The sequence below is a fragment of the Pseudoxanthomonas sp. LjRoot143 genome (genome assembly GCF_964252945.1).
GTDB lineage: Bacteria > Pseudomonadota > Gammaproteobacteria > Xanthomonadales > Xanthomonadaceae > Pseudoxanthomonas_A.
On sequence record NZ_CAXUPM020000001.1, the window covers coordinates 540,299 to 565,895 of the forward strand.

At 66.2% G+C, this 25,597-nt stretch carries 28 protein-coding genes; 6 read left to right on the forward strand and 22 right to left on the reverse strand.

Translation table 11 applies throughout. The annotated features are described in order from the left end of the window. Positions 1–53: 53 nt before the first annotated feature. The 13 genes from ACSQ1W_RS02545 to ACSQ1W_RS02605 form a co-directional block, all read right to left on the reverse strand. Positions 54–2,453 carry a TonB-dependent receptor domain-containing protein gene (locus ACSQ1W_RS02545; RefSeq protein ID WP_436041534.1) on the reverse strand — a complete coding sequence of 800 codons (2,400 nt, stop codon included), beginning with the start codon at positions 2,451–2,453 and terminating at the stop codon, positions 54–56. 100 nt (positions 2,454–2,553) lie between these two features. Beyond that, positions 2,554–3,015: a hypothetical protein gene (locus ACSQ1W_RS02550; protein WP_436041535.1), complete on the reverse strand. Its 462-nt coding sequence runs from the start codon at positions 3,013–3,015 to the stop codon at positions 2,554–2,556. 101 nt (positions 3,016–3,116) lie between these two features. Next, entirely contained in the window at positions 3,117–3,803 is a 687-nt protein-coding gene (locus tag ACSQ1W_RS02555) for a Fe2+-dependent dioxygenase (RefSeq protein WP_436041536.1), read from the reverse strand. Between the two features lie 74 nt (positions 3,804–3,877). Beyond that, the gene (locus tag ACSQ1W_RS02560; protein WP_436046078.1) at positions 3,878–6,211 is read right to left on the reverse strand and encodes a TonB-dependent receptor; all 2,334 of its coding nucleotides are present in this window, start codon (positions 6,209–6,211) and stop codon (positions 3,878–3,880) included. A gap of 159 nt (positions 6,212–6,370) precedes the next feature. Further along, on the reverse strand, positions 6,371–6,757 hold the full coding sequence (locus ACSQ1W_RS02565) for a hypothetical protein (RefSeq protein WP_436041537.1): 387 nt from the start codon (positions 6,755–6,757) through the stop codon (positions 6,371–6,373). Positions 6,758–6,875: 118 nt separating this feature from the next. Further along, entirely contained in the window at positions 6,876–7,208 is a 333-nt protein-coding gene (locus ACSQ1W_RS02570; protein WP_436041538.1) for a non-heme iron oxygenase ferredoxin subunit, read from the reverse strand. Beyond that, complete coding sequence (locus tag ACSQ1W_RS02575) at positions 7,205–7,744, reverse strand: GNAT family N-acetyltransferase (protein ID WP_436041539.1); 540 nt, start codon at positions 7,742–7,744, stop codon at positions 7,205–7,207. The genes ACSQ1W_RS02570 and ACSQ1W_RS02575 overlap by 4 nt, the downstream gene beginning before the upstream one ends. A gap of 39 nt (positions 7,745–7,783) precedes the next feature. Continuing rightward, the gene (locus tag ACSQ1W_RS02580; RefSeq protein WP_436041540.1) at positions 7,784–9,034 is read right to left on the reverse strand and encodes a cysteine desulfurase; all 1,251 of its coding nucleotides are present in this window, start codon (positions 9,032–9,034) and stop codon (positions 7,784–7,786) included. Then, positions 9,031–10,293: a Fe-S cluster assembly protein SufD gene (sufD, locus tag ACSQ1W_RS02585; protein ID WP_436041541.1), complete on the reverse strand. Its 1,263-nt coding sequence runs from the start codon at positions 10,291–10,293 to the stop codon at positions 9,031–9,033. Before sufD ends, ACSQ1W_RS02580 begins: the two co-directional genes overlap by 4 nt. Next, positions 10,293–11,057, reverse strand: a complete 765-nt coding sequence (sufC, locus tag ACSQ1W_RS02590) for a Fe-S cluster assembly ATPase SufC (protein ID WP_436041542.1) — start codon at positions 11,055–11,057, stop codon at positions 10,293–10,295. The genes sufD and sufC overlap by 1 nt, the downstream gene beginning before the upstream one ends. Positions 11,058–11,074: 17 nt before the next feature. Beyond that, positions 11,075–11,470 carry an energy transducer TonB family protein gene (locus ACSQ1W_RS02595; RefSeq protein WP_436041543.1) on the reverse strand — a complete coding sequence of 132 codons (396 nt, stop codon included), beginning with the start codon at positions 11,468–11,470 and terminating at the stop codon, positions 11,075–11,077. Continuing rightward, positions 11,467–12,906, reverse strand: a complete 1,440-nt coding sequence (gene sufB / locus ACSQ1W_RS02600) for a Fe-S cluster assembly protein SufB (RefSeq protein WP_436041544.1) — start codon at positions 12,904–12,906, stop codon at positions 11,467–11,469. The genes ACSQ1W_RS02595 and sufB overlap by 4 nt, the downstream gene beginning before the upstream one ends. A 15-nt stretch (positions 12,907–12,921) precedes the next feature. Further along, positions 12,922–13,383 (reverse strand): SUF system Fe-S cluster assembly regulator, encoded by a 462-nt coding sequence (locus tag ACSQ1W_RS02605; protein ID WP_436041545.1) that lies wholly within the window; start codon positions 13,381–13,383, stop codon positions 12,922–12,924. 206 nt (positions 13,384–13,589) lie between these two features. On the opposite strand from ACSQ1W_RS02605, the gene ACSQ1W_RS02610 reads away from it, so the two are divergent. Next, on the forward strand, positions 13,590–13,796 hold the full coding sequence (locus ACSQ1W_RS02610; protein ID WP_436041546.1) for a hypothetical protein: 207 nt from the start codon (positions 13,590–13,592) through the stop codon (positions 13,794–13,796). A 15-nt stretch (positions 13,797–13,811) separates the two neighbouring features. Here the strand turns inward: ACSQ1W_RS02610 and ACSQ1W_RS02615 are convergent, their stop codons facing one another. Continuing rightward, a complete protein-coding gene (locus ACSQ1W_RS02615) occupies positions 13,812–14,336 on the reverse strand; it encodes a cytochrome C (protein ID WP_436041547.1) in 525 nt (174 codons plus the stop codon). Positions 14,337–14,504: 168 nt separating this feature from the next. Between ACSQ1W_RS02615 and ACSQ1W_RS02620 the strand changes: the two genes are divergently transcribed. Together ACSQ1W_RS02620 and ACSQ1W_RS02625 are read left to right on the forward strand one after the other, a co-directional pair. Continuing rightward, positions 14,505–14,978 (forward strand): SET domain-containing protein, encoded by a 474-nt coding sequence (locus ACSQ1W_RS02620; RefSeq protein WP_192270096.1) that lies wholly within the window; start codon positions 14,505–14,507, stop codon positions 14,976–14,978. Between the two features lie 122 nt (positions 14,979–15,100). Next, complete coding sequence (locus ACSQ1W_RS02625; RefSeq protein WP_436041548.1) at positions 15,101–17,320, forward strand: DUF5916 domain-containing protein; 2,220 nt, start codon at positions 15,101–15,103, stop codon at positions 17,318–17,320. Between the two features lie 30 nt (positions 17,321–17,350). Here ACSQ1W_RS02625 and ACSQ1W_RS02630 read toward each other — a convergent pair whose 3' ends face one another. The 8 genes from ACSQ1W_RS02630 to fusA all read right to left on the reverse strand — a co-directional run bounded on the left by ACSQ1W_RS02630 (position 17,351) and on the right by fusA (position 23,357). Then, positions 17,351–17,938 (reverse strand): hypothetical protein, encoded by a 588-nt coding sequence (locus ACSQ1W_RS02630; RefSeq protein WP_436041549.1) that lies wholly within the window; start codon positions 17,936–17,938, stop codon positions 17,351–17,353. Between the two features lie 11 nt (positions 17,939–17,949). Continuing rightward, entirely contained in the window at positions 17,950–18,519 is a 570-nt protein-coding gene (locus ACSQ1W_RS02635) for a DUF1439 domain-containing protein (RefSeq protein WP_436041550.1), read from the reverse strand. 53 nt (positions 18,520–18,572) lie between these two features. After that, positions 18,573–18,866: a helix-hairpin-helix domain-containing protein gene (locus ACSQ1W_RS02640; RefSeq protein ID WP_436041551.1), complete on the reverse strand. Its 294-nt coding sequence runs from the start codon at positions 18,864–18,866 to the stop codon at positions 18,573–18,575. A gap of 31 nt (positions 18,867–18,897) precedes the next feature. Beyond that, the gene (locus ACSQ1W_RS02645) at positions 18,898–19,209 is read right to left on the reverse strand and encodes a DUF3861 domain-containing protein (protein ID WP_436041552.1); all 312 of its coding nucleotides are present in this window, start codon (positions 19,207–19,209) and stop codon (positions 18,898–18,900) included. A gap of 106 nt (positions 19,210–19,315) precedes the next feature. Beyond that, complete coding sequence (locus ACSQ1W_RS02650; RefSeq protein WP_436041553.1) at positions 19,316–19,885, reverse strand: M23 family metallopeptidase; 570 nt, start codon at positions 19,883–19,885, stop codon at positions 19,316–19,318. 8 nt (positions 19,886–19,893) lie between these two features. Beyond that, positions 19,894–20,526 carry a tellurite resistance TerB family protein gene (locus ACSQ1W_RS02655; protein WP_436041554.1) on the reverse strand — a complete coding sequence of 211 codons (633 nt, stop codon included), beginning with the start codon at positions 20,524–20,526 and terminating at the stop codon, positions 19,894–19,896. Positions 20,527–20,661: 135 nt separating this feature from the next. Further along, complete coding sequence (locus ACSQ1W_RS02660) at positions 20,662–21,060, reverse strand: HU family DNA-binding protein (protein ID WP_062351169.1); 399 nt, start codon at positions 21,058–21,060, stop codon at positions 20,662–20,664. Between the two features lie 251 nt (positions 21,061–21,311). After that, the gene (gene fusA / locus ACSQ1W_RS02665) at positions 21,312–23,357 is read right to left on the reverse strand and encodes an elongation factor G (protein ID WP_436041555.1); all 2,046 of its coding nucleotides are present in this window, start codon (positions 23,355–23,357) and stop codon (positions 21,312–21,314) included. A gap of 206 nt (positions 23,358–23,563) precedes the next feature. Between fusA and ACSQ1W_RS02670 the strand changes: the two genes are divergently transcribed. The 3 genes from ACSQ1W_RS02670 to ACSQ1W_RS02680 all read left to right on the forward strand — a co-directional run bounded on the left by ACSQ1W_RS02670 (position 23,564) and on the right by ACSQ1W_RS02680 (position 25,474). Continuing rightward, a complete protein-coding gene (locus tag ACSQ1W_RS02670; protein ID WP_192270073.1) occupies positions 23,564–23,998 on the forward strand; it encodes an OsmC family protein in 435 nt (144 codons plus the stop codon). Further along, positions 23,995–24,690, forward strand: a complete 696-nt coding sequence (locus ACSQ1W_RS02675) for an alpha/beta hydrolase (RefSeq protein ID WP_436041556.1) — start codon at positions 23,995–23,997, stop codon at positions 24,688–24,690. Before ACSQ1W_RS02670 ends, ACSQ1W_RS02675 begins: the two co-directional genes overlap by 4 nt. Before the next feature lie 70 nt (positions 24,691–24,760). Then, positions 24,761–25,474 (forward strand): glycine zipper 2TM domain-containing protein, encoded by a 714-nt coding sequence (locus ACSQ1W_RS02680; RefSeq protein ID WP_436041557.1) that lies wholly within the window; start codon positions 24,761–24,763, stop codon positions 25,472–25,474. The last annotated feature ends 123 nt before the right edge of the window (positions 25,475–25,597 follow it).

The following is a 25,597-nucleotide window of genomic DNA, read 5'->3' on the forward strand; positions in this document are numbered from 1 at the left end:
CTCTCAATTGGGGGGGTTCCCACCCCGGTGCGGAGTGGGAACGCCTGTGAGCCTCAGAAGTTGACGTTGAAGCTCACCCAGAGGCTGCGCGCCTTGTCCTTGTTGTTGTAGTGATCGAAGAACAACGCCTCGTTGCGACCACTGCCCCCGATGTTGGTATCGATGTAGTCGCCGTCTCCGTTGAGATCACGGAACTCGGCGTCATAGGTGGTGAAGTCGCGGTCGAGCAGGTTGTTGATGCGTGCGTTGATGGTCAGCCAGTCGGTTGCCTTGAACGAGGCGCCGAGGTGCAGGACCTCGTAGTCCTTGTAGTAGAGCTGTTCGCGGGTGATGGCATGCAGGCCGCGGTAGCGCTTGGAGCGTGCTTCGACCGACAGGAACACGTTGAACCGTTCTGCCGCCTGCCAGTCCAGCGTAGCGTTGGCCATGTGGCGTGCGCTGTTGCCCAGCGGCAACCCTGCTTCGGAGCCGCTCTTCTGCTCGCTGTCGGTGTACGTGTAGTTGGCGCGGAAACCGAAGGTCGATGAGATCTTCCAGCGCCCGGCCAGTTCGGCACCCTTGATCACCACCTCATCGATGTTGACCGTCTTGCTGCTGGTCGCGTAGCCGAGGTCAGCATAGTCACCGGTGCTCGAGCACTCGAGTGTCGTGCCCGGACCGCAAGGCTGACTGGCGATCTTGTCGTCGAACGTGTTGTGGAACAGGGTGGCGTTGAAGCCATGCCCCGCCGGATGCTGCCAGTACACCGCCAGCTCGTTGCTGGTGCTGGTTTCCGGCTGCAGGTCGGGGTTGCCGAACATCGGCGACACGCCCTGGCCACCGAAGCCGGTGACACCGTCGTACAGCTGGGTGGTCTTCGGGGTCTTGAAGCCCGTGCTCACGCCGCCTTTGACCGTCCACTGCTCGTTGATGGTGTACACACCGTACAGGCGCGGGCTGACTTCGTTGCCGAACACCTTGTGGTCGTCGTAACGCAGGCCGGCCGTGATGGCCAGGGGCTTGATGACATACCAGGTGTCCTCGGCGAACAGCGAGTACATGTCGTGCTTCTGCACGGCGCTGGGGGTACCGCTTTCCATGCCGAACACGCCATCGGTCAGTTCACCACGGATAACCTGCGCGCCGACCACGGCGGTATGGTCTCCGGCCAGTTCGTACGGAATGTCCAGCTTCGCATCCAGCGTGTACTGCGCGCTCTCCAGCGTGCGCTTGGGACGCGGCAGGAAGGTCTGCGCGGCGATGTCGCGGCGCTGGGCGGTGGTCAGGCCCGCATAGGGACCGGTGCCATCCCACATCTGCTGCAGGTGGTTGCGCTCGGCGACGGTGAAGGGCAGAGTGCGGCCGTCGTTGTTGGTGGCCACGTGCGACAGCGAGACGAAACTGTTGCCGAACCCCCACTTGCCTTCATGCGTCAGCGACCAGGCGTCGCGGGTGAACTCCTGGGTGGGGCTGTAGCCGACCTGCGGCGCCACGCGCGTGACGCCATTGACGTTGGCGGTACGCCAGATCGAATTGATGTTGTCGACCGTGCCGACCGGATACTCCTGACCGCCGGAATCGTTGGTCTTGATCGCGTTGTCGTACTCCTGACGCGACGTGTCGTAATCCAGGGTCACCGTCTGCGCGTCGGTCGGCGTCCACGTCAGGCTGATGCCGCCGGCCTTGTTGGTGTTGTCGACGGTCTTGCCGCCGCCACCGAAGCCCAGCGGGCGCGGATGTTCCCGGCCGCTCGGATCCGTCAGAGTTTCGTAGGTCGGGTTGGACGCCTTGCGGTCATACCAGCTGCCGCGTGCGCTGAGGTCGAGCTTACCTGCGATCAGCGGGCCGGTGACGAAGAAGTCGAACGTGGTGTCGTCGCCGAACTCGCTGGCTTCGAACGTGCGCGCCACACTGGCCGAGCCATGCCAGCTGTCCAGCGAACGCTTAGTGATGATGTTGATCACGCCGCCCATGGCGTCGGCGCCGTAGAGCGTGGATGCGGGGCCGCGGATGACCTCGATACGCTCGATCGCGTCCAGCGGCGGGATGTGGTTGAACTGGTTGCCACCGAAGTTGTTCGGATAGATGTCGCCGTGGTTGTTCTGGCGCTTGCCGTTGACCAGGATCAGCGTGTAGTCGGAGCCCATGCCGCGCATGGAGATCGTGCCCTGGCCCGTCTTGTCGCGGGTTTCGCCCACGTCGACGCCCTCGATGTCGCGCACGGCATCCAGCAGCGTCATGTACGGCCGCTGGCTCAGGTCCTCGCGGGTGATCACGCTGATGCTGGCGGGGGCGTCGGTGATCTTCTGTTCGAAACCGGCCGCCGTGACGACGACGGTGTCGAAATCGGTGGCATCGGCCGCGCCGTTGGGGGCGACCTGTGCGAACACGGGCGCCGAGGTGACGGCGAGCAGGGCAACGGCGAGGCGATGGCGGCGCAAGCGGGTGCGCCCGGTGAGACGGGTGTGGTTCATGGCATTCACAGAGGTAGGGAAACGAAAGGCAGGGCGCTGGTGTCAGCGCTCGCGCGAGGAGGTTCTGAAGGAGGTGGCCGGCATCGCGCCGGCACGCGCGTCAGGCGACGCGGTGAGGAGGCGCTTGGCCGGGATGCAGGCGAAGGACGGGATCTTCGCGGCGCGAACGCGGCTCGGGCTCAGTGTGCAGAAGAGCAGGACGTGGCGTCGGAACCGCGTCGCCGGAGCACAGGTAGAAAGCCAGCGCCTGCTTGGGATCCGTGGCCGGCGGCGTCTGCACCAGCAAGGCCTTCAGGCGGGGCTTCTTGGCCGGCGACTCCTGATGCTTCGGTTCCCGCGGAGGGTCGTCTTCACTCAGTTCGTGATGGACGAAGCTGGGCTCGGCAAACGTTGCGGTCGATTGGCGCTCGCTGCTGTCACGACGAGGTGCGGACGCCAACGACGCCACCACGGCCAGCACGAACATGGCGAGTACCCACTTGGCCGTCAGCCGCCACGCAAAGCGCCCGCGCTGTGATGGCGCGCGCTCAGGATGGCTGGAACTGGACAGCAGGTGGATCAAGCGGGTCCCCGGAGCCTGCCTTGGCGGCAAGCTGAACGGGACTATAGTAATTGAGAATACTTATCAAATGCAAACAAGGATGAATCCCATTCGCCCAAAGTCTAGACCTCGGTCCATTGCCTCAGGAGGTTGTGGTACACGCCGGTGAGCTGGACCAAGGTGGGATGCTCCGGCACATCCTGGGTCAGTCGGCGGATCGAGACATCCAGCTCGAACATCAGTCGGCGGTGGCCGTCATCCCGCACCATGCTCTGCAGCCAGAAGAACGAAGCAACGCGTGCCCCGCGCGTGACCGGTGTAACCCTGTGCAGGCTGGTGCCGGGGTAGAGCACCATGTGGCCGGCCGGCAGCTTCACGCTCTGGGTGCCGAACGTGTCCTCGATGATCAGTTCACCGCCGTCGTACTCGTCGGGGGCGCTGAGGAACAGCGTGGCCGAAAGATCCGTGCGGACCGGATCGACGCCGCCGCGGCTGCGGTCGTAGCGGATGGCATTGTCGACGTGGTAACCGAACGACTGGCCTCCACCGTACCGGTTGAACAGGGGCGGATAGATGCGCCTCGGCAACGCAGCCGAGAAGAAGGTGCTGTTGCGGGACAGAGCATCGAGGATCAGCGCGCCGATCTCGCGCGCCGCCGGTGCGTCCTCCGGCAACTGCGCATTGTCCTTGGCCTTCGCCGACTGGTAGCCGGCCGTGATACGGCCGTCGGCCCAATCCGACGCATCGAGCTTGGCCCGTGCCTGCGCGACCTGGGAGGGAGTCAGGACATCGGGAATCGCCAGCAGCATGTCGGTTCACCTCAAGAAAACGCCCCGCCCATTGTGCATGGGCGGGGCGGGAAGGAACTACGGCATCGCGCGTATCAGAACTTGAACGTCGCGGTCAGCACAGCCGAGCGGCCCTCGCCCGGATTTGCCCAGCCGTTACCTGCGGTCACGATACCGTTGGTAACCGTGAGGTTGTTGCGGATACCGGTGTAGTACTCCTCGTCGAACACGTTGTTGATGTTCAGTTGCAGGCCGACACGCGGACTCACCTGATAGCCGATCATCGCGCGGTGGACCCAATAGGCATCAGTCTTGAGGTAGGCGATCGGAGAAGAGTTGTTGGGGTAGAACTCGCCCTGGTAGGTGGCGCCGTAACCGAATGTCCAGTCGCCGAGTGCATACGTGCTCCAAAGACTTGCCGAATGACGGGGCGTCTGGGTGAGCTCGCGGCCCTTCAGCGGATCCGAACTGGCTTCATCGGCAACGCTCTGCAGGACCTCGCTGTCGAGGAACGTATAGTTGGCGAAGACAGACCATTCGCGGGTGATGTTGCCTGCGATACCCAGCGCGATGCCATCGACGCGGGCCTTGCCATCCAGCACCTGTTCCGGCTGCAATGGGTCGGCGCTGGCCACCTTGTAGTTCTGTCGCTCGTTTCGGAACAAGGCTGCGGTAAGCGCAAGACGCTGGTCGATCACATCCCACTTCGTTCCGAGTTCGATGTTGACGGCGGTCTCCGGCCCCACATTGCAGTTGTTCGCAGACGGCGGCAGGTTGGGATTGGCATTCGGAATGGCGGGCGAGCAGGAGCCATTGACGGAGGCCTTCGACGGCGTCTTGCTGTTGGCGTACGACAAATACACGCTCGCGTTATCCACCGGCTTGTAGACCACGCCCGCTCGGTAGGAGAACAGGTCGTCTTCGTTCCGTGCAGGGTAGCCTGCCGCGATGCCGGTGACTGCGCCCGCTGCGTTGACGGTGTAGTTCACCGAATCGCCTTCATTGTGCTCGTAGCGAGCACCGAGGTTGAGCAGCCATTGTTCGCCGAACTTCAGGGTGTCGAAGACATACAGCGCCTGGTTGTTGAGGCTGCCCTCCGTCCGGCCTGTGCGGAAGTAATTCTGTGGGCCAGTCCAGATGTTGTAGGGATTGTCGAAGTTCTGGATCGGGTACGTAATGCCCGTTGTGGAGCCGTCCGGATTGCGGAACGTCGTTCCGGAATTCAGCTCGAAGTCCTCCTTGCTGAAGGAAACACCGATGACCGCATCGTGTTGGACCGAACCCGTCCTGAAGCTGGCGGTCAGGTCGGTCTGGCTGTGAGCGATGAAATTCTCGGTATCGCGAACCAGACCGCGCGGGCCACCGTTCGGGTTCCACGTGCCTGCTGGCTGGCCGACGCAGGCCTGCCCCGTGTAGGGGTTCGTGTTGTTGGGCAGGCACCAACTGCCTTGAAGCGCCGTCGCGTTGGTGTACTGATCGACCCGTTGGAGGCGACCCACGCTGCGCACCTTCACCGACTCGTTGAAGTCCATTTCGAGGACGCCGGTCAGCATGTCCACCGTGCTTTCCTGGCGTGACGTGTTGCGGTAGCCGAAGTACGTTTCGCGATCCACGCCGGGCAGCGGGCCTCCGTTGAACGGGCTGAGCGCGAACGGCACGCCGTACTGCGGCATGTTGTTGTCCTCCTGATGCAGGTAGCTCAGGGTGAAGCGGGTGTCGGAACCCAGACCAATCGCGATCGACGGAGCGAAGCCCCAACGGTGTTTGAACTCTTCGTCGCGTCCCGGGACATCCTGGGTATGGCCCATGGCGTTCAGACGGACCGCAATGCCGTTCTCAAGGTCGAAGTTGCTGTCCGCCGTCACGCGGCCGTACTTGTCGCTACCGGCGCCCACGGTGACGGTATTGAAGTCGCCCTCGCGGGCCACCTTGCTGACCAGGTTGATGTTGCCACCGACGGACCCCGCACCGGACATCGCCGAGTTGGCGCCATTGACCAGTTCGATGGACTCCAGGTTGAACGTGTCGCTGCGTACGTACTGCGCGCTGTCGCGCACACCATCGGTCGTGATGTCGCTGCTGGCGGTGAAGCCACGCAAATTGATGCTGTCGCCGTAGCCGCCGCCGCCTTCGCCCGCGCCGAAGGTGATGCCCGGCAGGGTGCTCAGCACATCGCGCAGGCCCAGCAGATTCTGCTGCGCCATTACTTCGCTGGTGACCACGGTGATGGTCTGCGGCGTATCGACCAGTTCTTCGGTGTACTTCGGTGAGCTGGCCTTGCGGACGCGCTCGCCATGGACCTCTACCGTGTCGAGCTGTTTGGCCTGGCCGGAGGCATCGGCCGGGGTGTCGCCGGTGGGGGCGGCCAGGGCCGGGGTGGTGATCGCCAGCAGCAGGGCGGCGGCAAGGGGGGAGTGACGAAGGTTCATGAGCATCCTCAAGGTGATGGAAGCACCCGGTGGCGAAGGCTGGCGGGGGAAGGGAGACATCGCGGACGCGGCCGCGATCGGACAGCGACCTCGGCAAGCGCAAGACGGATCAGGAGAAACGCGGGAGCGGAAGCGCACGCCGGCGGCGCGCGTAGAGCGTCAGGACAGCGCTGGGGGGCCGCGTCCCAGGGGCGTGTGGCGACGCAGGACGCAGGACGCGTCGCGCAGGTTCCTGGGACGGCAGGGCGTCAGGCGGGACCGCTGCGCACGAGCGCTGTCGAAGGAGAGGTCGGGTTCTGACTCGCTCTTCGCGATGTCGGATTCGAGGGCCTGCAGGACCGGCGGGGCCTTCAGGCAGGACGCATCATCGCGGTCGGCATGGCCGGACTCGGCGAGCACCAGCAGCGGCACGGCAGTCAGTGTCGCGTGCCGCGCCGCGGAGGGCGCCTTGTCCGCGGCCATCGCCATGCCGGCCATGACCAGCAGCACCCAGCCCAGCAGCAGGCGGGTGACGATCCGGGCGGCAGCGGCGGGCGGATGGGACAAGTGGGTCCGGGCGCAAGGCTGCGACGACCGGTCGCAGGCGGGGCGCGCCAGAATAATGAGAATTATTCGCGATTACAACAGAATTTTTACAAGTCGCTGGCAACCAGCAACCAGATACTCAATCCCGGTCGTCGCGGGTCCAGACCCCGCCGTGTTCCAGCTTTGTCGGGAACTTCACCACCGGGGAATAGGCCGGCGCACACAGGGCCCGGCCGTCACGGACATCGAAGCGAGCCCCATGCAGCACGCACTCGATGCTGGCTTCCGCCGGGTCGTAGCTGCCGGAGGAAAGCTCAAAGTCTTCGTGGCTGCATTTGTCTTCCAGCGCATACACCTCGCCGTCGTGGTTGACGACGACGATGGGCGTACCGGTAACCTCGTCGAAGACGGTCTTCATTTCCCCGGGCAGCAGCTCGCCCGTGGCGCAGACGAAGGTCCAGTTCTCGCTCATGCGCGCGCTCCCGTCAGCGGTTTCTCCAGCACCTCGAAGCGCAGGTCGTCGCGTTTGGGGATGCCGTAGCGCTCATCGCCGTAGGGGAACGGCTTCTTGATGCCGGTGCGCACATAGCCGCGGCGCTCGTAGAACGCGATCAGCTCGTCACGGATATCGATCACGGTCATCCGCATGGCAGGCAGTTCCCACTCTTCGCCCGCAACACGCTCGGCTTCCGCCAGCAGCGCCTTGCCCACGCCGCCGCCCTGCAGAGTGGGGCGGACCGAGAACATGCCGAAGTAACCCGCGCCGTCCTCCTCCGCCACATGCGCGCACGCGAGCAACAGGCCGTCCCGCTCGGCGACGATGATCCGGCTATGGGGCCGTTCGATGTCCCGGAGGAGCACGTCGGGATCGATGCGCTGACCGTCCAGCATGTCGGCTTCGGTAGTCCAGCCCTGCTTGCTGACATCGCCGCGATAGGCGGAGGTGACCAGGGCCACGAGGGCCGGAACGTCGGTGTGGGTGGCGGGTCGGAAGGTCAGGGTATCCATGCCGCCCATTGTAGGGCGGCAGACCGTTCTGCCGCAGCGTCAGGCCAGCAGGCTGCGTGCCTTCTTCAGCGCGGCGATGAAGTGTTCGACTTCCTCGTGCGTGTTGTAGAACGCGAACGAGGCCCGCAGCGTCGCGGCCACGCCGTAGAACTGCAGCAGTGGGTGAGCGCAGTGCTGGCCGGAGCGGACGGCGACGCCTTCCAGGTCCAGCAGGGTGGCCAGGTCGTGCGCGTGCGCGCCTTCCACCAGGAACGAAATCACCGCCGCCTTTTCGGGCGCCCGACCGAAGATGCGTACACCCTCGATCCGGTCCAGTTCCTCGGTGGCATGCGCCAGCAACGCGGCTTCGCGGGCATCGACATTCGCCATGCCCAGCGCATCCAGGTACTCCACCGCTGCGCCCAGACCGATGAAGCCGGCGATGTTCGGCGTGCCGGCTTCGAACTTGTGCGGCGCGTCGTTGAACACGGTGCCGTCGAAGCTGACCTCCTTGATCATCTCGCCGCCACCGATGAACGGCGGCATCGCCTGCAGGTGCTCCTTGCGCGCCCAGAGCGCACCGGTGCCCGTGGGGCCGCACATCTTGTGGCCGGTCAGCGCATAGAAATCGCAGCCGATCGCCGCAACGTCGACCGCGCGGTGCGGCACGGCCTGCGAGCCGTCCACCACGGTGACGATGCCGCGCTTGCGGGCTTCGCGGCAGATCTCGCGCACCGGGTTCACCGTGCCGAGCACGTTGGAGGTGTGGGTGACGGCGAGCAGCTTCACGTCCCCGGTCATCGCGGCGTACAGCGCGTCCAGGTCGAACGTGCCGTCCGGGCGGATCTCGGCGACCTTGACCGCGGCACCCGTGCGCTGCGCGACGAGCTGCCACGGCACGATGTTGGCGTGGTGCTCCATCCGCGAGACGAGGATCGTGTCGCCGGCCTTCAGGCGCGGCAGCGCCCACGAGTACGCCACCAGGTTGATCGCGAATGTCGTGCCGCTGCACAGCACCAGTTCGTCGGGCCGCACGTTGAGGAAGCGGGCCAGCGTCCTGCGCGCGCCTTCGTAGGCCTCGGTCGCCTCGGTGCCCAGCGTGTGCACGGCACGGCTGACGTTGGCGTTGTGCTGGCGATAGAAGTCGTCGACCGTCTGGATGACCGACGCCGGCTTCTGCCCGGTATTGGCGCTGTCCAGATACACCAGCGGTTTGCCGTTGACCTGGCGCGTCAGCAGCGGGAAATCGGCGCGGACGCGCGCCCAATCGATGGCGTTTCCGGCAGGTGCTTGGGCGGCCTCGTGATTCATGCCGCGCCCAGTGACGCCAGTGCGGCATCGACGCGGGAGACCAGCAGGTCGCGCAGCTGCGGCGCTTCGATCGCCGACAACGGCTCGCGGCAGAACGCGGCGGTCAGCAGCTGCTGTGCTTCCGCCTGCGGCAGGCCGCGCGAACGCAGGTAGAACATCGCCGTTGCGTCGAGCTGGCCAACGGTGGCGCCGTGCGCGGCCTTTACTTCATCCGCGTGGATCTCGAGCACGGGCTGGGTGTCGATCTCGGCATTGGCCGACAGCAGCAGGTTCTTGTTCGACAGTGCCGCGTCGGTGCCGTCCGCGCCTTCGCGGATCAGGATGCCGCCGTGGAAGACGGCGCGGCCCCGGTCCGCGCCCAGTCCGCGCCAGGTCAGCTCGCAGGCGGTATCGCGACCGATGTGATCGATGCCAAGCCGCGTGTCGACATGACGACGACCGTGCGCCAGCAGCACGCCATTGGCGGTCAGCCGCGCGTTGTCGCCTTCCAGGCGGACATTCAGTTCGTGCCGCGACAGGGCGCCGCCCAGTTCCAGGTCCACGCGACGGTATTCGGCATCGCGGGCGATGACGGCGTCGGTGCGCAGCAGGGTGGTGGCGCGCTCGCTGTCGGACTCGATGCGGGCGTGCGTCAGGCGTGCGTCCTTGGCCAGGTGCACGTGGCTCAGCGCATTGATGAAGTGCGCGTGGGCATAGACGGCGATGTGGTGCTCGACCACGGTCAATGCAGCGCCTGCGCGCAGCTCGATCAGGTTGCGCAGATGCCATGCGCGGTCGGTGCCGTCGCCGGTGCCGATGAAGACCAGGTGCAGCGGTTGCTCGCTGCGGGTGTCGGGCTCGGCGCGCAGCAGCACGCCTTCGGTCGCCAGCGCGGCGTTGAGGCGCGCGAAGATTTCATCGCTGCGCTCGAACCTGCGCTGCAGGAAACGCGCGGCATCGCCGCCTTCGGCCAGCGCCTCGGACAGCAGTTGCAGGCTGACGCCGTCCGGCAGGTCGGTGGTCAGCGACAGCGCCACCGAGTAGCGGCCATTGACGAACACCGCGCGCGGCGCCGGGATGTCGGCCAGCAGCATCGGGTCCAGCGCCGGCAGCACGTCGACCGGCTGGAAGCTGCGACGCTCCAACTGGCGCAGCGAGGTGTACTTCCAGGCTTCGGTACGCGGGCCGGGCAGGCCGTCGCGCAGCGCCTCGTCCAGCACGGCACGGCGTGCGGCGTCGCCGCTGAAGCCTGCCGACAGGGAATCCAGCAACGCGCTCATCAGGCTGCCTGCTCCGGCGCCACGCGATCCTTGATCCACGCATAGCCATGCTGTTCCAGTTCCAGCGCCAGCTCGGGACCGCCGGTCTCGACGATGCGGCCGCCGGCCAACACGTGCACCACGTCCGGCTTGATGTAGTCGAGCAGGCGCTGGTAGTGGGTGATGACCAGGAAGGCACGGTCCGGCGAACGCAGCGCGTTGACACCGTCGGCGACGTTCTTCAGCGCGTCGATGTCCAGGCCGCTGTCGGTCTCGTCGAGGATCGCCAGCTTCGGTTCCAGCACGGCCAGCTGGAAGATCTCGTTGCGCTTCTTCTCGCCGCCGCTGAAGCCTTCGTTGACGCCGCGATGCAGCAGCTCGTCCTTCAGGTGCAGCACGGCCAGCTTGTCGCGCACCAGCTTGAGGAACTGCATCGAGTCTAGCTCCGCCTCGCCGCGCGCCTTGCGCTGCGCATTGAGCGCCGCGCGCAGGAAGTAGGTGTTGTTCACGCCCGGGATCTCGACCGGGTACTGGAACGCCAGGAACATGCCGGCGGCGGCGCGCTCTTCCGGTTCCAGCTCTAACAGCGGCTTGCCGTCAAATTCGATGCTGCCGGCAGTGACCTCATAACCATCGCGCCCGGCCAGGATGTTGCCCAGCGTGGACTTGCCGGCGCCGTTCGGGCCCATGATGGCGTGCACTTCGCCCGGCTTCACTTCCAGCGTGAGGCCCTTGAGGATGTCCTTGCCGGCGACGCTGGCGTGGAGGTTGTCGATCTTCAACATGATGCTTTTACCTATTTTTATTCGGATGTGGTGCGCCAGAGGCGGGTAATGCCATCTGGGTCCACGCCATTCGGGGTAAGGCTGACGTTGTAGTGCACGTGCAACGGTCCGGAGGACGCTCGCAAACAGGAGCCGGTCAACCTGGTCTTCTTTATCGACTCGATTGCAGCGCGATCAATCTCACGGAGTCGAGATGAGGCCGAGACATTGACTCTCTCGTAAGCGCCATCGTTGCCGACATCAATCGTCAGCGTGACCTCGGCGCTCTTGTCGCGAAGATAAGTGTCCGGTGGGATGCGAAATGCCTGAAGACCTTCCAGATCACCTTTCGAACACGCGATCTCAGCCGAACTTGCGGCCCAGGGCGCGAGTACGCCGGCAATCAGGAGCGGGAGGAGGATGAGCCCCCTCATCCCACACTGCCTTCCAGCGACACTTCCAGCAGCTTCTTCGCCTCGACCGCGAACTCCATCGGAAGCTCGCGGAAGACCTGCTTGCAGAAGCCGTCGACGATCATCGAGACCGCATCTTCCTGGCTGATGCCACGCGCGCGGCAATAGAACATCTGGTCGTCGCTGATCTTCGAGGTGGTGGCCTCGTGTTCCAGCGTCGCCGTGGGGTTCTTCACCTCGATGTAGGGGAAGGTGTGGGCGCCGCACTTCTTGCCGATCAGCAGGCTGTCGCACTGGGTGTGGTTGCGCGCGCCGTCGGCGTTGCGGTCCACCTTCACCAGACCGCGGTAGGTGTTCTGGCCGCGGCCGGCGCTGATGCCCTTGCTGACGATCTTGCTCTTGGTGCGCTTGCCGATGTGGATCATCTTGGTGCCGGTATCGGCCTGCTGGCGGTGGTGGGTCAGTGCGACCGAGTGGAATTCGCCCACCGAGTCGTCACCCAGCAGCACGCAGGACGGATACTTCCAGGTGATCGCCGAGCCGGTTTCCACCTGCGTCCACGTCACCTTGCTGCGCGCACCGCGGCATTCGGCGCGCTTGGTGACGAAGTTGTAGATGCCGCCACGGCCCTCTTCATCGCCCGGGTACCAGTTCTGCACCGTGCTGTACTTGATCTCGGCGTCTTCCAGCGCGACCAGCTCGACGACCGCCGCGTGCAGCTGGTTTTCGTCGCGCATCGGCGCGGTGCAGCCTTCCAGGTACGAGACGTAGGCCTTGTCCTCGCAGATGATCAGCGTGCGTTCGAACTGGCCGGTGTGGCCGGCGTTGATGCGGAAGTAGGTGCTCAGCTCCATCGGGCAACGCACGCCCTTGGGGATGAACACGAAGCTGCCGTCGGAGAACACCGCCGAGTTCAGCGCGGCGAAGTAGTTGTCGCCGACCGGTACCACGCTGCCCAGATACTGTTTCACCAGTTCCGGATACTCCTTGATGGCCTCGCTCATCGAGCAGAAGATCACGCCCTTCTCGGCCAGTTCCTTGCGGAACGTGGTGCCGACGGACACGGAATCGAACACGGCATCCACCGCCACGCCGGCGAGCTTGGCGCGCTCGTGCAGCGGCACGCCCAGCTTGTCGTAGGTGTCCAGCAGTTCCTGCGGCACCTCATCCAGCGAGGCGTACTTGGCCTTCGGCGCGGAGTAGTAGCTGACGGCCTGGAAGTCGATCGGCGCGATCTTCAGCTTGGCCCAGTGCGGCACCGGCATGGTCAGCCAGTGGCGGTAGGCCGCCAGGCGCCATTCGGTCATCCACTCCGGCTCGTCCTTCTTGGCGGACAGGGCGCGCACCACGTCCTCGTCGAGGCCGGGCGGCAGCGAGTCGGATTCGATGTCGGTGATGAAGCCGGCGTCGTAGCGACGTCCCAGCTGTTCCAGGATTTCAGCGTTCTCGGTGGCCATCGGGCTGCCTACGGTTCAACGGGTCGCGACCTGCACGGCGATGGGTCGCCTGCGCACGTCGTCGGAAGAGGAGGGGGGAGGGGCGATCATCTGGGCGAGGGTGAAGCCGCGCAGCGCATCGGCCACCACGTCGTTGATCAGCCGCCAGTTGGCGCGGGCGCCGCACTGGTGGGCGATGCCGCACTGGCTCTCGCTCTGGCTGCACTCGGTCATCGCCAGCGGACCTTCCATCGCCTCGACGATCTCGACCAGGTTGATGTCGGAGGCATCGCGGCTCAGGCGGTAGCCGCCGTGCGCCCCACGCAGGCCTTCGACCAGCCCGGCCTGGGCCAGCGGCTTGAGCACCTTGCTGACGGTGGGCGTCTCCAGGCCGGAGTGTTCGGCCAGGTCGGACGCGCTTAACACCTCGCCCGGACGCGCGGCGAGCACGGTCAGGACCACGGTGGCGTAGTCGGTGAGCTTGGTGACACGGAGCATCGGGAGGGGGAGGTCCAGAAAACGTACCGAAATTGTACGCTTTAAGCGCGCCGGGCTCAAACCCCTGAATTTTCCCCATTCAGTCAGGGGGCCGGCTGACGAATGTCACCCGCGATGGCTGACGGCTGCGACTGATGGCGGGTACGCCGGATGGGGAACATGGGCCCTGTCCACTCCCGGACAGCCCCGACACCAGGATGCCCGCCATGAACACGACCCACGCTCCTTCCGACTCCGCTCCGTCCGCGGGCGGCTTCGACCAGCGCTTCCTGTGGCGCGTGCTGCTGGCCATCGGCGGCGTCTACCTGGCGGTGAAGCTGTTCCGCGGCATGGGCCAGCTGTTCTGGACCGTGTTCGGCCTGGCGATGGGCCTGGTCTGGATGTTCAACGGTCGCCTGTTCCCGTGGGGCTGAGGCGGGGCCGACCGCTTACTTCGCGACCGGCGCTTCCGGCAGCACCGTACCGAAGTACGGCAGCGGCGGCGCCTTGCCTGGCGGCAGGGCTTCCGGAGCGGGCTGGCCGGCGCCGCCCAGTGCGTGCACGAACCGGTAGATCGCGCGACGGTCGTCCTCCGTCATGGCGCGGACGGCGAAGTCGGGCATCATCGGTCGCGTGCGGAGATTGGCGCTGTATTCCATCCACTGCGCCTCGCTGAGCTCCTGCATCCGCAGTCGCAGGTTGGTGGCGTAGGTGGTGCCCCATGGACCGTTGAACCCCATCGGCGACCCCACCAGCCAGGTGTCCTTGGCGACCTCGCCACCCGCCTGGGCATAGCCCGGCGTGTGGCAGTCGTTGCAGCCGGCGATGCGCACCAGGTATTCGCCGCGGGCGAGCAGATCGGCCTCGGATGGCGCCTGCGCCGGCAATGAAGCCATTGCACGTGGCGCCTCGGGCTGGCAGGCGACCATCGCCATCAGCAACACGGGCAGGGGCAGGAAGCGGAGGGTGCGCATGGCGAAGGCTCTGCTGGGGGAATGCGGCTTCCAACGCGCCGTCCCTGCAGGACCGGCCACATTGATCCACGGCGCGATTCAGCCTGCGAACACCGCCCCCGACTTGGGAATCCCGCGGGCATGGGCGAGAATCCCCCTTTCGCACCCATCGTCCCCACTGGATACCGCATGCCCCGCAAGATCGAAGCCCGCCAATCCGACATCCACGGTAACGGCGTGTTCGCCATCGCCTCCATTGAGAAAGGTGAGCGGGTGGTGGAGTACAAGGGCAAGCGCCGCACGCACGATGAAGTGGACGAGGACGACACCGGTGACGTCGATTCGGGCCATACCTTCCTGTTCACGCTCAACGACGAGTACGTCATCGACGCGAACCACAAGGGCAACAAGGCGCGCTGGATCAACCACAGCTGCGATCCGAACTGCGAAGCCGTCATCGAGGAACACGACGGCAAGAATCGCAAGAAGGACAAGGTGTTCATCGAGGCGATCCGCGCGATCAAGCCCGGCGAGGAGCTGACCTACAACTACGGCATCACCCTGGCCGAGCCGCACACCGCCCGCCTGAAAAAGATCTGGGCCTGCCGTTGCGGCAGCAAGAAGTGCACGGGTACGATGCTGCAACCCAAGAAGGGCCGCTGATCCAGACGGCCCCTTCCAGGCACGGATGCCGCAGGAAGCCCGAAGGTTGAAATGACCGAAGGCAGGTGTGGTCCGTCTTTCCCGTCGCTACCTTGCGCGCACCGGACCACCACCCGACTGCCATGACTCTCCTCCGTATTGCCGGCGCGCTCGCGCTGCTGCTGCCCTGCACCTTGGCCCAGGCCGTCGAGATCGATGGCCGCATCGATCCCGCCGAATGGCAGGACGCGCGCCACGTTACCGACTTCCGCAAGACCCAGCCGCTGACCGGCGAGCCCGGCTCGCTGCCCACCGAAGCCTGGATCCTGGCCACGCCGGACGGCCTGGCCATCGCCTTCCGCGCCACCCATCCGGCCAGCGTGCCGCGTACGCGTCAGAAGGTGCAGCGCGATTTCGACGCACAGGTCGATCGCGTCAACGCCTTCATCGATTTCGATGGCGACGGTCGCACCGGTTACGCCTTCACGGTCAGCTCCACCGGCGGCATCGCCGACGAGATCATCACCAACGAAAACCAGTTCAGCGACGACTGGGATGGCCAGTGGCGCCATGCCGTGACCGAGGACGAGGAGGGCTGGTCGGTCGAACTGCTGATTCCCTGGCATACCGCGCCGATGCGCGATGGCACCGACGGCCAGCGCACGTTGAAGGTGTTTCTGGCGCGCGTGATCGGCGCGACCGGCGAGCGCATGGCGTGGCCGTCGGCCAGCTTCGAACGGCCGCGCTTCCTGTCCGACTTCGCGCCGGTCACCGTCGCCCAGTACGACCAGTCCTTGCTGGCCATCACGCCCTACGTGTCCGGGATGTATGACAACGTCGGCGGACGCAGCGACTTCAACGGCGGCGCCGACCTGTTCTGGAAGCCGAACGGCCGCTTCCAGCTGACCGCCACCGTCAACCCGGATTTCGGCCAGGTCGAGGCCGATGACCTGGTGGTCAACTTCAGCGCCACCGAGACCTTCATCAGCGACAAGCGCCCCTTCTTCACCGAGAACCAGGGCATCTTCGAACTGACCACGCCCTCGGACGACAGCCAGCAGCTGTATACGCGACGCGTGGGCAGCACCGGCGACATCACCGCCGCGGTGAAGTTGAACGGCAGCCTGGGCAAGGTGAACTACGGCCTGTTCTCTGCCGACGAGGACGGCGCCACCGGGCGCAGCTACCAAGCACTGCGGTTGGTGCGCGATTTCGACACGCAGAACCTCGGTGCGATGCTGACCCGCGTCGACGACCCCTGGCGCGACCGCGAGGCCACCGTACTGGGCGTGGACCACAACTGGCGGCCGACCGCGCGCTGGAACATCCGCACCCGCCTGCTAGGCAGTCGCATAGACCAGGGCGGCACCGAGACCGACGATGTCGGCGCGACCGTGTGGGCCGACTACGAGATGGACGATGGTTGGCGGCAGCAGTGGATCGCCATGCATTTCGGCAACGACCTGCAGCTCAACGATTTCGGCTACCTGTCGCGCAACAGCAGCAACTACCTGCACTGGGAGGCGCGCAAGCGGTTCACTGGGCTGGCAGAGGATTCGCGCTATTCCTCCAAGGACTGGCGCTGGCGCGTCAGCAGCAGCCACAACAACCATGGCGAAAAGCTCAACGACCAGTTCCGCATGAGTCGCGAAGGCCAGCTGCGCAACGGTAGCTACGAGTACGCGCAGATCAACGTCAACAGCGCGGGGATCAATGACACGCTGCTGCGCGGCAACGGCATCGTGCGGATGCCGGCCAACTTCAACACCTATTTCGAGTACGAGCGCCCGCGCAAGGGCAACTGGGGCCATACGTTCGAGCTGGAAACGTTCGGCGGCGGGTTGGCCGGCAACCGCAAGATCGGCACGGCCGTGTGGTACGGCACCACCTACTTCATCAGCGATGCGTTCAGCCTCAATGCCGGCCTGCTGGCCGTACACCGGCCGGACTGGCTGATCTGGCAGGGGGCGGCGCAGGGCGATCTGGTCGGCGCGTTCGAGGGGCGCGAAACCAAGCTGCGCGCTGGCCTGGACTGGAACATCAACGACCGTCAGGAACTGCGCGTGAAGATGGAGGCCATCGGCATCAGCGCACGCGCCCACAATGCGTGGCGCTTCGATCCGTCCGGCCATGCCATTGCCACCGCCGAGCCGATCGACGACTTCCGCGTGCACAACCTGGGCTTCCAGGTGCGCTATCGCTACGAGCTGGCGCCGCTGTCCTACCTGTACGTGGTCTACGCCCGCGGCGGCTACGAGCAGCTGGCAGGCACGGAGGGCGTCGACGATGCGGTGCGCGACACGTTCAGTCTGCGCAATGACGAGCAGCTGGTGGTCAAGTTGAGCTACCGCTTCGAACTCTGAAGCCGTGGCCTTTGCACGGTCGCAGCAGACTCAGGGTGAGGCGGTCGCCGCCAGTTGCAGTTCCACCTGGCCATCGCGGATGCGCAGCGACTCGGCGGTCAGCGTGCCCGGCACCCGGGCGAGGTCGTCGTCGGTCAGCTGGTAGAGCGGACGGGTGTTGGCGTACTCGCGGATCAGGTCCTGCAGCACCTCGCGCGAACCGCCCGGCAAGCCGCGTCCGGCAGCGCCCGTGCCGAGGTGTTCCAGCACCGCGTCCACCAGATGCAGGCCGCGCGTGCCCGGGTCGTAGCGCAGGCCGCTGCTGATCACCACGTTGCCGTTCTCAAGCCGGTCGCCGGTGGTCAGCACGATGTCGTAGTTCATCTGCAGCTGAAGCCGTTCGCCCGGTGCGGGAATGCGCACCTGCGGATCGGTCAGTGTCAGCGCGGCGAAACCTTCCAGCAGCGCATGCTCCACCGGGAAACCACTGCGTGCCGCAGTCTGCAGCTGGGCGGCGTTGAGGCGGAGCACGTTGCTGCTGTCCTCCACGGGGAGGAGCAGGTTGCCCCTTTCCGCCATCGCAACGGGCGGCAACAGCAACGTAGTGAGCAGGGCGACGCGGGCGAGCAGTGTCTTCATCATCATCGTCCTCATTGCAGGTGGATGACCACGCGGCCGTCCTCGATCTGTGTGCTGCCGATCCGCTTGCTGGCCGGCAGCCGCTGCAGGATGTCGTTGTCGATGCGGTAGACCGGTTCGCTGCGGGCGTACTCGGCCAGCACGGTGTTGACCAGCTGGCGCGTGCCGCCCGACATCAGTGAGCCGCTGCCAGGCACGTCGACCGACAGGATTTCCGGATTGTCCAGATGCAGGCCGCGCGTAGCGGGGTCATAGCGCAGGCGGCTGGCGAGCGCGAAATGGCCGCGGCTCACGTCGCGCGCGCCCAGCGCGCTGACGCCGATGTCGAAATCCAGGCGCAGGCGGTCGTCGTTGGACGGCATGCTCAGGCGTGGGTTGGTCAGCGTGGCCGACACCAGGCCGCCGAGCTTGTCGAACTCGCGCGGGAAACTCTGGTTGAGGTAGCGCTGCAGCTGCGGCTGGGTGAAGTTGATCTGGTTGCCGAACAGGCCGGTGACCGTGTTGAGCGTTTCGCAGCCGGCGAGGGCGAGCGTGGCAGTGCCGGCGAGGCCGGCGACCAGGAAGCGGCGGCGGGTGCGCATGGAGGGCTCCGTGACGGGTCGCCGCACCTTAGCCGGCGGCGCCTGTCCGGCGCCTAACCGGCAGGGCGTTGCAGGAAATGTAGCTTCCGTTCGGACGTGTAGTGCCACCAGGGCACCGGACCGCTGCCTTCCATGAAGCGTACGGCGGCGATGAAGCAGTCGCAGAGGCAGGGATCGTGGCGCTGGCCGGTGCTGTCGTTGACGCGGCGGTAGAGCGCGTAGGGGTCCTGGCCGACCAGGTCGCGCGGTTGCGTGATGCCGATACCCCGCAGGTCGCCCGCGATCGATGGCCCGATGTTGGGGATCTGTTCCAGCGAGTGCGCGTCGGTGGCGTGCCGTGCCTTCATGCGGGCAGGCTACGCGGACCGTTGCCGGATGTCAGCCGACGTTGTGGGTGCGCTCCTTCAGCGAGGCGACGAAGGTGCCCATGTGCGGACGCAACGGCGCGAACAGGTCATCGGTGTCCTTGCGGTGGTCCAGCATCAGGCCGCTGAGCAGCTTCGTGCCGACCACCAGCGCGGCGCGCTCGTCGCCGCTGAGGCCTCGCTGGCGCTGGATGTTCTCGAGGATCCGCATCCAGTCGTCGTGGCAGGTGTGCTCGAACTCGATGGTGCAGCGGCCGTTGCATTGCAGGCCATCGTCCTCGATTGGCGTGACGGTGATGCGGTAACGGTGGGTGTTGTTGGGCATGGCGATGGGGCAGGCGCGGTGGGGGACAGGGCCAAGATAGGCCCGTGCACCCGGAGGAACGAGCGCCTTCACCGCGATGGACTGTTCCGCCCGGCGCCGTCGCGGTTCAGTCGGCGGTCGTGGTCGCCGTGCCGGCCTTGAACAGGGGTAGCGGGTCGTAGGCGCCCGCCGCGCCGTAGATGCCGTAGTGCAGGTGCGGCGGCGTGCCCCGCGCGTTGCCGGTGGTGCCGACGAAGCCCAGCGGGTCGCCGGGCTGCACGACCTGTCCGCTGGACAGCTCGGCCGCCCAGTCGTCCAGGTGCGCGTAGTAGTGGCGCTCGCGGCCGGGTCCGATCACCCACACCTGCTTGCCACCAAGGCCGCCATCGCGCACCGAGGCCACGACGCCTCGCGTCGCGCTGAACACCGGGGTGCCACGCTTGGCGAAGATGTCCACGCCCTGGTGCGTGCGGTCGCTGCCGCGCGGCGCGCCGAAGGTATCCGCGATCTGCCGCGCACGCACGCCCTGCACGGGGACCGGCAGGGCGCGCGGCGGAGGCGCGCGAGAGATGTCCCACAGCATGCGGGCGGATGCCATGAACGGCTGGCCCCATGCCCAGACGAGCAGCGCGGTGAACGCCGCCAGCCACAGCAGCGACCACGCCAGGCGTCGCAGGCGGCGGGCAGCCGGTCGCATCGCGTGGATCAGGCCTGCGGCTGTGCGAGTTGGCGTTCGAGCTGTGCTTTCAGCGCGGGGTCCAGCTTCAGTTGCTTCGCCAGTTCGTCCAGGTAGGCACGTTCCATGAAGTTCTGCTCGTCGGCCACCATCAGGCTGGCGAGGTACATCTCGGAGGCGATCTCCGGCGTGCTGCCGGCGCGCGCGACTTCGGCCGGATCCAGCGGCTTCTCCAGTTCGGCATGCATCCATTGCTGGAGATCGGCATCGGTGCCTACGCGTGAGAACTCGCCTTCGATCACCTCACGCTCGCGCGCGTCGATGTGGCCGTCGGCCTTTGCGGCGGCGACCAACGCCTTGAGAATAGCTTGGCTGTGCAGTTCCACCTGGGGTGGTGGCAGGCGGTCGACTGTCTGCGGCGCAGTGCCGGCGGCGAAGCCGCCCTGCTGCTGCTGCTTGTAGTCACCGTAGGCGCGGTAGGCCATCACGCCGATCGCGGCCAGGCCGCCGTAGGTCGCCAGCTTGCGCGTGGTCTTGTTCTTGCCCAGCAGCAGGCCGAGCGCGCCGCCGCTGATCGCCCCCTTGCCGAAGTCGGCATTGAGCACGCTGCCGCTCCCGCTGGACGATTTCAGCAGATGGTCGAGGAAACCCTGGATCTTCATGGGGGCGCACCTTGCGTTGGGGGTAGGTGGATTATCTGCGGGCAGCATGACCGGTTCGCAACCGTGACCGATGGCATGCCAAAAAAAACGGGACGGCATGGCCGTCCCGTTTTCATCACGCAAGATGCGCAGCGATCAGGCTGCGGCGTCCTTCAGCTTCTTCAGCGGACGGACCTTGACCTTCACCGTGGCGGGCTTGGCGGCGAACCACTGCTCTTCCTTGGTGAACGGGTTGATGCCCTTGCGCTTCGGCTTGGCCGGCACGTTGACGGCCGTGATCTTCAGCAGGCCCGGCAGCGTGAAGGCGCCAGCGCCCTTCTTGTTGACGGAAGCGTGCACGGCGCTTTCCAGCGAGGCCAGCACAGCGCGGACGTCCTTGGCGGCGACGGCGGTGGCTTCGGCGATGTGGGCGACGAGGCCCGACTTGCTCAGCGCTTCCTTGATCGGCTTCGGCGCGGCCGGCTTGGCGGCGGCCTTCGGTGCAGCTTTCTTGGCGGCCTTCTTCGGCGCGGCCTTCTTGGTGCTCTTTGCCATGTGTCCTGTCTCTACGGTCGAGTGGTTGGGTAATCGGGCCGATCGCATCGGCAAGCGAAATGTAGGGCAAAGAACTGGCGACGCCAAGAGCAGATCGGCCCTGAAACGCCTTTTTTTTCGCTTTTTTTCCGTTTTTCCGTCGCCGCGCGTCGGAAATCGCCTGTCGGCATGACGAAATCACCTTAGCCACATGCACCGCAAGCGGCATCCGTCGCATGCCGCCGCGACCGGATGCCGCACCCCTGCGACGCTCAATCGTCGTCGTGCCTCGGCTTGTAGGCGTCCACCAGTTTCTGCTGGACGCCCGGCGGCACCGGTTCGTAGTGGCTGAAATCCAGGCTGTAGCGTCCTTGGCCGGCGGTCATGGATTTCAGTTCGGCCGCATAGCCTTCGAGTTCCGCCAGCGGCACCTGCGCCTTTACCACGATCTCGCCGCGCACCGCATCGGTGCCGTTGATGCGGGCACGCTTGCCCGCCAGGCTGCCCGTGATGTCGCCGACCTGCGCTTCGGGCACGGCGACTTCCAGGTCGACCACCGGTTCCAGCACTTGCGGCCGTGCCTTGGCGATGGCGTCGAGGAAGGCCTTCTTGCCGGCCGCGACGAACGCGACCTCCTTGCTGTCCACGGCATGGTGCTTGCCGTCATGGACGACGACGCGGATGTCCTGCAGTGGATAGCCGGCCACAGCGCCGCTGCCCAGCACCTGGCGCACGCCTTTTTCCACGGCCGGCAGGAACTGGCCGGGAATGGTGCCGCCCTTCACTTCGTCGACGAATTCGAAGCCGCCACCGCGCGGCAGCGGCTCGATGCGCAGGGCGACCTCGCCGAACTGCCCGGCGCCACCGGTCTGTTTCTTGTGGCGGTGGTGGCCTTCGGCCTTCGCGCCGATGGTCTCGCGGTAGGCGATGCGCGGCGGTCGCGTCTTCACGTCCACTCCGTGCCGTTCCTTCAGCCGCTCCAGCATCACCCGCAGGTGCAGGTCGGACAGGCCGCGGATGACGGTCTCGTTCAACTCGGGCTGGTGTTCGACGATGAAGGCGGGATCCTCTTCGGCCAGCTTCTGCAGCGCGATGGACAGCTTCTGTTCCTGGCCTTTGCTGGCGGCCTCGATCGCCAGGCCGAACATCGGCTTCGGGAACGCTACCGGCGCCAAATGGATATGGTCCTCATCGTGGCTGTCGTGCAGCACCGCATCGAAGTGCAGGTCCTCGACCTTGGCCACGGCGGCGATGTCGCCGGGGATGGCCTGGTCGACTTCCACATGGTCCTTGCCCTTGAGCTTGAACAGATGGCCGACCTTGAACGGCTTCTTGCCGTCGTCGACGAACAGCTGCGTGTCCTTCTTCAGCGTGCCCTGGTAGACGCGGAAGATGCCCAGCTTGCCGACGAAGGGATCGTTGACGATCTTGAAGACATCGGCGATGACGTGCGCGCGCGGATCCGGCACGGCCTCTATCGGCTGTGGGCCGCTGCCGTTGGATTTCACGAACGGCGGCGGGTTGGCTTCGGCCGGGTTGGGGAACAAGCGTTCGGCCACGTCCAGCAGTTCCTTCACTCCCGCGCCGGTCCGCGCGGAGGCGAAGCACACCGGGACCAGGTGGCCTTCGCGCAGGCACTGCTCGAAGGCATCGTGCAGCTCCTCGCCGGACAGGCCGCCTTCACCCAGGTCCAGGTAGTGCTCCATCACCGTCTCGTTGATTTCGACCACCTGGTCGATGATCTTCTGGTGCCAGTCCGCAACCGCGCCCAGATCGGACTCGCCCGTGGATTGCCAGAAGCAGTCGACCACCGTCTTGCCGCCCTGTGCGGGCAGGTTGAGTGGCAGGACTTCGGACCCGAACTCCTCGCGCAGCGCCGCCAGTACGCCAGCCGCATCGGCACCTTCGTGGTCGATCTTGTTGATGACGATGGCGCGGCACAGGTTGCGTTCGCGCGCGCGTTCCATCAGCCGGCGGGTGCCGTGCGCGATGCCGGTATCGGCATCGACGACGATCAGCGCGGTGTCCACCGCGGAGAACGCCGACAGCGCGGGGCCGCGGAATTCCGGATAGCCCGGGGTGTCGATCAGGTTGACGTGCATGCCGCCGTGGTCGGTGCTGGCGATGGCGGTGTCGATGGAATGGCCGCGGGTCTTCTCGATCGGATCGTGGTCCGAGACGGTGGTGCCGCGTTCGATGGTGCCTGCCACCTGGAGGGCGCCGCCGGCATGCAGCAGGGCTTCGAACAAGGTTGTTTTGCCGGCGCCGGGGTGGCCCGCCAGGGCCACGTTGCGGATCTGTTGTGTGCTGTACGACATGAGGCCGTTCCTCCCGGAGGTTGGGGTCGAAGGGCCGTCATGGCTGTCCGGGCTGAGCGCATCCCGTGAGCGTGGCGCTCGGCGGGCGGTCATGGCGGACGGCCAGCATCGGCATGGGGCCGGGCGGGGTCAAGCCGCACTGCGGTACATGCCGTGAACGCCCGGAGGTGTACCCTGCGCTCCCCTGACCACGATGGAGCACGACCATGGCTTTGAAGCGTTATGCGGATGCGGTGTGGAGCGGCGACCTGCAATCCGGCAAGGGCAGCCTGAGCACGCCGCAGAGCGGCCTGTTCGAGGGACAGAACTACTCTTTCAAGACGCGCTTCGGCGACGAGAAGGGCACCAATCCGGAAGAGCTGCTGGCGGTGGCGCATGCCGGCTGCTTCACCATGGCGCTCTCCGCCGTGCTGGGCAAGGCGGGTTTCACGCCGGACAAGCTGCAGACACGCGCCGAAGCCACGATGGAACCCGGCATGGATCCGGGCCCGACCGTTACCGGGATCAAGCTGACCGTGTCGGCGAGCGTGCCGGGCATCAGCGCCGCGCAGTTCGAGGAGATCGCCCAACAGGCGAAGGCCGGCTGCGTGATCTCGCGCGCGCTGTCGGTGCCGGTGTCGCTGGAGGCGACGCTGCTTTGACGGCAGTCCGGGCCGCGCTGCTGGTGCATGGCGCCGGTGGCGGCGGCTGGGAATGGAATGTGTGGCGCGGCGTGTTCGAGTCGGCGGGTATCGCCGTCGCCGCGCCCGATCTGCAACCGGTGGTCGCGGGACTTGCGGCCACCGGGTTCGACGATTATCTACAGCAGGCGCGCGCTGCGCTGTTGGCGTTGCCGCGGCCGCGCGTCGTGGTCGGAGCGAGCCTGGGCGGCCTACTGGCGCTCCATGTCGCCGATGAAGCGGATGCGGTCGTACTGGTGAATCCGCTGCCGCCCGTGCCGTGGCATTCGGACCTGATCTCCCGCGCTTGGCCGGATATCGTCCCGTGGCATCGTCAAGCGCGCCTCGGCGGTACGCGGCGTGCGCTGCCGGATACCGACGAGGCGACGACCCTGTTCGCCTTCCGCCACTGGCGAGATGAATCCGGTGCGGTGCTGCGTCATGCCTATGGGGGCGTAGCGGCCGCGCGGCCTGCATGTCCGGTGCTGTTCGTGCTGTCGCACGCGGATGACGACGTCATGCCGGCGATTCCGTCGGCGATGGCGGCTGCCTGGGACGCTTGCGTGCTGCAAACGGTTTCTCCGTCCCATGTCGGGCCGCTGCTGGACCGGCACGCGGCCGGGATCGCCTCGCAAGCTGTCGAATGGTTAAACCGCGCGGTTCAGGCCGGTTGAGTTCAGCCCGATTTCACCCGGCCGGGACGAGCATGCGTCCACGCCACTCCGGCGTGGGGGAGTACCCGACATGAAGCGTCTTTCCGCCGCCGTGATGGCCGCAGGCCTGCTGGTCGCCGGTGTTACCTCCGCGCAGACCTCGCGGCAGTACGGCACGTCCGACCGCTACGGCGATGAACCCTATTCCGATTATGCGCGCGTGGTGCGTGTCGACCCCATCATCGATGGCGGTTACCGCGACGCGCGAAGCACGACGTCCCAACGGTGCTACTACCGCGATGCCGACGACGTGTACGCCCGCGACGTCTATGGCAACGACCCGTACGGCAATCGTGGCTACGGCGACGTGTACGACAACGGTGATTACCGCGATGTCTACGGACAGGATCGCTACGGCGAGCGCCGTGTGTCCAACGGCAGCACGGAAACCGGCCGCACCGTGGCCACGGTCATCGGCGGTATCGCGGGTGCGGTATTGGGCAGCAAGGTCGGCGACGGCAGTGGGCGCTACGTTGGCACGGCGGTCGGTTCGATGGTCGGCGGCATGGCCGGAAGGTCCATCTACGAGAACTCCCAACGCAATCGCCAGGTGCAGCGCGGGCAGGTACGCGTCTGCGATCCCGAACCCGTGAACGACAGCCGCTACGGGGGTGACTATTACGGCGACGGCCGCGTGTCCGGCTACGACGTGACCTATGAGTATGGCGGCCGTACCTATCGCACGCGTACCGGCTACCACCCCGGCGACCGCATGCGCGTGCGCGTGGACGTGCGACCCGAGTGATCCCCGCCTTGCGCGGGAGCCCGGGGCGGTAGGCAGGGGATTGCCGCGAAAGGGGCCGCAAGGCCCCTTTTTTGCGGGCGTTGCCGTGGCGCGCGCCACCGCGCATAGTCCCGCGCTGGATCA

Bases quoted from the DNA above. Each gene is read 5' to 3' on its own strand.
- ACSQ1W_RS02545 (WP_436041534.1), bottom strand. From the start codon at position 2,453: ATGAACCACACCCGTCTCACCGGGCGCACCCGCTTGCGCCGCCATCGC.
- ACSQ1W_RS02580 (WP_436041540.1), bottom strand. From the start codon at position 9,034: ATGAATCACGAGGCCGCCCAAGCACCTGCCGGAAACGCCATCGATTGG.
- ACSQ1W_RS02645 (WP_436041552.1), bottom strand. From the start codon at position 19,209: ATGCCCAACAACACCCACCGTTACCGCATCACCGTCACGCCAATCGAG.
- ACSQ1W_RS02560 (WP_436046078.1), bottom strand. From the start codon at position 6,211: ATGAACCTTCGTCACTCCCCCCTTGCCGCCGCCCTGCTGCTGGCGATC.
- ACSQ1W_RS02655 (WP_436041554.1), bottom strand. From the start codon at position 20,526: ATGAAGATCCAGGGTTTCCTCGACCATCTGCTGAAATCGTCCAGCGGG.
- ACSQ1W_RS02660 (WP_062351169.1), bottom strand. From the start codon at position 21,060: ATGGCAAAGAGCACCAAGAAGGCCGCGCCGAAGAAGGCCGCCAAGAAA.
- sufB (WP_436041544.1), bottom strand. From the start codon at position 12,906: ATGGCCACCGAGAACGCTGAAATCCTGGAACAGCTGGGACGTCGCTAC.
- ACSQ1W_RS02630 (WP_436041549.1), bottom strand. From the start codon at position 17,938: ATGAAGACACTGCTCGCCCGCGTCGCCCTGCTCACTACGTTGCTGTTG.
- ACSQ1W_RS02605 (WP_436041545.1), bottom strand. From the start codon at position 13,383: ATGCTCCGTGTCACCAAGCTCACCGACTACGCCACCGTGGTCCTGACC.
- sufC (WP_436041542.1), bottom strand. From the start codon at position 11,057: ATGTTGAAGATCGACAACCTCCACGCCAGCGTCGCCGGCAAGGACATC.
- ACSQ1W_RS02595 (WP_436041543.1), bottom strand. From the start codon at position 11,470: ATGAGGGGGCTCATCCTCCTCCCGCTCCTGATTGCCGGCGTACTCGCG.
- ACSQ1W_RS02650 (WP_436041553.1), bottom strand. From the start codon at position 19,885: ATGCGACCGGCTGCCCGCCGCCTGCGACGCCTGGCGTGGTCGCTGCTG.
- fusA (WP_436041555.1), bottom strand. From the start codon at position 23,357: ATGTCGTACAGCACACAACAGATCCGCAACGTGGCCCTGGCGGGCCAC.
- ACSQ1W_RS02555 (WP_436041536.1), bottom strand. From the start codon at position 3,803: ATGCTGCTGGCGATTCCCGATGTCCTGACTCCCTCCCAGGTCGCGCAG.
- ACSQ1W_RS02575 (WP_436041539.1), bottom strand. From the start codon at position 7,744: ATGGATACCCTGACCTTCCGACCCGCCACCCACACCGACGTTCCGGCC.
- ACSQ1W_RS02635 (WP_436041550.1), bottom strand. From the start codon at position 18,519: ATGCGCACCCGCCGCCGCTTCCTGGTCGCCGGCCTCGCCGGCACTGCC.
- ACSQ1W_RS02620 (WP_192270096.1), top strand. From the start codon at position 14,505: ATGCCCCGCAAGATCGAAGCCCGCCAATCCGACATCCACGGTAACGGC.
- ACSQ1W_RS02610 (WP_436041546.1), top strand. From the start codon at position 13,590: ATGAACACGACCCACGCTCCTTCCGACTCCGCTCCGTCCGCGGGCGGC.
- ACSQ1W_RS02570 (WP_436041538.1), bottom strand. From the start codon at position 7,208: ATGAGCGAGAACTGGACCTTCGTCTGCGCCACGGGCGAGCTGCTGCCC.
- ACSQ1W_RS02625 (WP_436041548.1), top strand. From the start codon at position 15,101: ATGACTCTCCTCCGTATTGCCGGCGCGCTCGCGCTGCTGCTGCCCTGC.
- ACSQ1W_RS02615 (WP_436041547.1), bottom strand. From the start codon at position 14,336: ATGCGCACCCTCCGCTTCCTGCCCCTGCCCGTGTTGCTGATGGCGATG.
- ACSQ1W_RS02640 (WP_436041551.1), bottom strand. From the start codon at position 18,866: ATGAAGGCACGGCACGCCACCGACGCGCACTCGCTGGAACAGATCCCC.
- ACSQ1W_RS02680 (WP_436041557.1), top strand. From the start codon at position 24,761: ATGAAGCGTCTTTCCGCCGCCGTGATGGCCGCAGGCCTGCTGGTCGCC.
- ACSQ1W_RS02670 (WP_192270073.1), top strand. From the start codon at position 23,564: ATGGCTTTGAAGCGTTATGCGGATGCGGTGTGGAGCGGCGACCTGCAA.
- sufD (WP_436041541.1), bottom strand. From the start codon at position 10,293: ATGAGCGCGTTGCTGGATTCCCTGTCGGCAGGCTTCAGCGGCGACGCC.